The sequence below is a fragment of the Nostoc cf. edaphicum LEGE 07299 genome (genome assembly GCF_015207245.1).
In the GTDB taxonomy this organism is placed as follows: Bacteria; Cyanobacteriota; Cyanobacteriia; order Cyanobacteriales; family Nostocaceae; genus Nostoc; species Nostoc edaphicum_B.
On the sequence record NZ_JADEXF010000678.1, the window covers coordinates 1 to 3490 of the forward strand.

Genomic DNA, 3490 nt, shown 5'->3' on the forward strand with positions numbered 1-3490 from the left:
TATCAATTTTATTTTGCGACGGAGCGGGGCTGCGCTGGCTACGAAAAATACCGACATGTCTTTAACAAGCTTATCTGGCGACTCGCTTCGCCACAATGGCACTTCGATGACGCGACGTTTGAGCGTAGTGCCGCATCCTTTAACAATCCGGATCACGTCGGTATCGTCATCCACAACTACCGCTGGCGACTCGACCTCGCAAAAGGCGAGTCAAAGTATGACGAGATTGAGAAGCGGCTTGCCGCAGCCCCCGCGATCGCCGTACCTACCATCACTCTTGAAGGTGATGCTAACGGTGCGCCGCACCCAGATGCCAGTACCTACGCAAGGAAATTTTCAGGCAGCAAATACGCACACCGGATCGTCAAGGGCGGCATCGGGCACAACCTCCCGCAAGAAGCGCCGCAGGAGTTTGCCAAGGCCGTCGTCGAAGTTGACGGTTACTAATTGGGTTTAGCCTGAGTTGTGAAACGGAAAATTTACAGCAAAAAAAAACACTATGACCAAACTGAAAAAAGTACCTTACAAAACCAAAACCCGCACCGCAGATGCCTTCGTCCTGCTCTCGCTACTCCTTGTCGCGCTCTTTGCGGCAATGGTGTTTCTGGCACCGCCCGCTCGCCTGCTTGCCCAGCAATCCATCCCGATCGGCGCACAAGCCCAGGTCGCGGTTAAGGCGATGTCTACGACGGGCTACGCCTACGCGACCCAAAACAACGCAATCCGTCCCTTCCGCGTCCACGTACCGCAAGAGGCGATCGTCGATCTCCGCAAGCGCATTGCGGCGACCCGCTGGTCTGACAAGGAGACTGTCGCCGACCAGTCGCAGGGCGTGCAACTGGCAACAATGAAGGAACTCGTCCGTTACTGGGGAACGAAGTACGACTGGCGGAAAGCCGAGGCCAAGCTGAATGTCTTGCCGCAGTTTGTAACGAACATCGACGGACTGGACATTCACTTTATTCACGTTCGCTCCAAAAATCCTAACGCTTTGCCATTGCTCATCACGCACGGTTGGCCTGGATCGGTACTTGAACAGCTAAAGGTCATCGGCCCACTGACCAATCCAACAGCCTATAGGGGACGCCCGGAGGACGCATTCGATCTGGTCATCCCGTCAATTCCCGGCTTCGGCTTCTCTGGCAAGCCTATGGGTACAGGTTGGGACCCCGACCGCATCGCCCGTGCCTGGGCGGAGCTGATGAAGCGCCTCGGGTACACCCGCTATGTCGCCCAGGGCGGCGACTGGGGGTCCCCCATCTCCAGCGCGATGGCGCGCCAAGCACCGGCAGGATTACTTGGTATTCACATCAACTTGCCGGCGACGATACCACCCGACGTGGCTGCGGTGCTCGCCAACGGCGGGTCTGCGCCTGCGGGTCTCTCCGAGAAAGAACGCGCGGCGTTCGACTCACTCGACGCATTAAAGAACAAACGAGCCTACGCCGCGGTGATGGGTACGCGACCGCAGGTAGTCGGGTACGGTCTGACGGACTCGCCAATCGGACTCGCGGCGTGGATGCTCGGGCATCCAGGCTTCGCGCAGTGGACGTACAGAGGTGGCAATTCCGAAAAGTCTCCGACAAAAGACGAGGTGCTGGACGACATCACGCTGTACTGGCTAACGAACAGTGCGGTCTCGTCAGCTCGGCTGTACTGGGAGAACAAGAACACCAGTCTCTTGAACGCGATCGCGCAGAAGACCGCCGATATCTCGCTCCCGGTGGCCATCACGGTATTTCCGGAGGAGTTATATCGCGCTCCAGAGACATGGGCCCGACGCGCCTATCGCAACCTGAGCTACTTCCATGAGGCTGATAAGGGCGGCCACTTCCCGGCATGGGAACAGCCGCAGCTTTTCTCTGAGGAGATCCGCGCGGCGTTCAGGTCACTGCGTTAGTTGTAAAGAAATCGCAGGTTTGGCTCAATAAAGTATTTTTAACTCAGCTATCAAAAGAGGTAACAATGGAAACAGCAGATGTAATTGTGATTGGAAGTGGTCAGGGCGGAGTTCCACTCGCGGCTGACTTTGCCAAAGCAGGTCGAAACGTCGTTCTATTTGAGCGCGATGCATTGGGCGGCAGTTGCATAAACTATGGCTGTACTCCTTCTAAAGCCTTTTTAGCCGCTGCCCATGCCGCAGGTCGCGCAGGGCAAGCCGCAAAGCTAGGCATACACGTGCAGGTTGAAGTAGATTTTCCTGCGGTGATGGAGCGTGTACGTAGTATTCGCAGCCAGTTTAACCAAGGTACCAAGCGACGATTAGAGAGTGCAGGGGTTAGAGTTATCTGTGCTGAAGCCGCTTTCACCGGAGAACGAATGGTAAGCGGAGGAGGTGTGACTATACAGGCTCCGATCGTTGTTATCAACACAGGAACATCCTCTACTATTCCTGACTTTCCCGGTTTAGCTGGAACGCCTTATCTCACCAACCGAAATTTCTTTGATTTGCAGCAGATTCCGCCCCGTTTGCTCGTAGTTGGCGGGGGCTATATTGCCCTTGAGTTAGGGCAGGGAATGGCACGTTTAGGGAGCCAAACCAAATTGATTGTGCGGGGCGATCGCCTGCTGGCTCAAGAAGAATCTGATGTCAGTGCTGTGCTTGCTGATGCTTTTGAGCAAGACGGAATTGGACTGCATTTCAATGTGACTGTTCAGCAGGTTGCTTATACCAACGGTGTGTTTACCCTAACGCTGAACAATGGTGAAGTACTCAATGGAGAAGCATTGCTGATTGCGACTGGGCGCAAACCGAATACTGGGGCATTAAATTCTGCGGTGACAGGCGTTGAATTAGATGCACAGGGTTTTATTAAAATCGACGATCGCTTTCAGACAACTTGCGCTGGGATTTATGCGATCGGAGACGCTGCCAAGCAGCCTGCTTTTACCCATGTTTCTTGGGAAGACTATCGTCGCTTGAAAGCTATTCTGTGTGGCGAACATCGGACACGCAATGATCGGGTGTTAGGCTATGCCGTTTATACAGAGCCGCAAGTGGGTCGAGTGGGTATGACGTTAGAGCAGGCTCAAAAACAGGGTATCTCTGCTCGCGAAGTCACCTTGCCGATGGCTCATATCGCTCGCAGCATTGAGTGGGGACACGATCTGGGTTTTTACCGCATGGTCATCGACACCCAGACGAATTCGATTTTAGGAGCAACGCTGGTTGGATACGAAGCGGCTGAACTCGTGCATGTCTTTTTGTCGCTGATGGAAACTAAAGCAACGTGGCAGGTTCTCGAACAATCGGTTCACATTCACCCAACTTACGGTGAGGCGTTGCCCAGTCTCGCAAGGCTACTTGTTGGAGATGATATGCCAACCTGTCCCAATATGTAGGAAAGGAGTAACCAATGACTAAAAAAGAATGATCCAACAGCTACGCTGATTTACCGGAGATTTCAAATATTCAATGCTTGGCTGATGGCCTCATCTTTCCAACCCCCTTCTACCCAGGTAGTGTCTGCCAAGAGCATGATCCTTGCAT

3 protein-coding genes are annotated in these 3490 nt (G+C 53.9%); all 3 read left to right on the plus strand.

Annotated elements, in window-relative coordinates; genetic code table 11:
• Positions 1–447, plus strand: a 447-nt coding sequence (locus IQ229_RS18860; protein ID WP_194046370.1) for an alpha/beta fold hydrolase, incomplete at its 5' end; no start/stop codon positions are given.
• Positions 448–499: 52 nt separating this feature from the next.
• Complete coding sequence (locus tag IQ229_RS18865) at positions 500–1900, plus strand: epoxide hydrolase family protein (RefSeq protein WP_228013564.1); 1401 nt, start codon at positions 500–502, stop codon at positions 1898–1900.
• A gap of 65 nt (positions 1901–1965) precedes the next feature.
• Entirely contained in the window at positions 1966–3342 is a 1377-nt protein-coding gene (locus IQ229_RS18870; protein ID WP_194046372.1) for a dihydrolipoyl dehydrogenase family protein, read from the plus strand.
• Positions 3343–3490 lie beyond the last annotated feature (148 nt).

What these genes read in the sequence shown, in the direction of transcription:
- IQ229_RS18865 (WP_228013564.1), top strand. Translation starts at nt 500, where the DNA reads ATGACCAAACTGAAAAAAGTACCTTACAAAACCAAAACCCGCACCGCA.
- IQ229_RS18870 (WP_194046372.1), top strand. Translation starts at nt 1,966, where the DNA reads ATGGAAACAGCAGATGTAATTGTGATTGGAAGTGGTCAGGGCGGAGTT.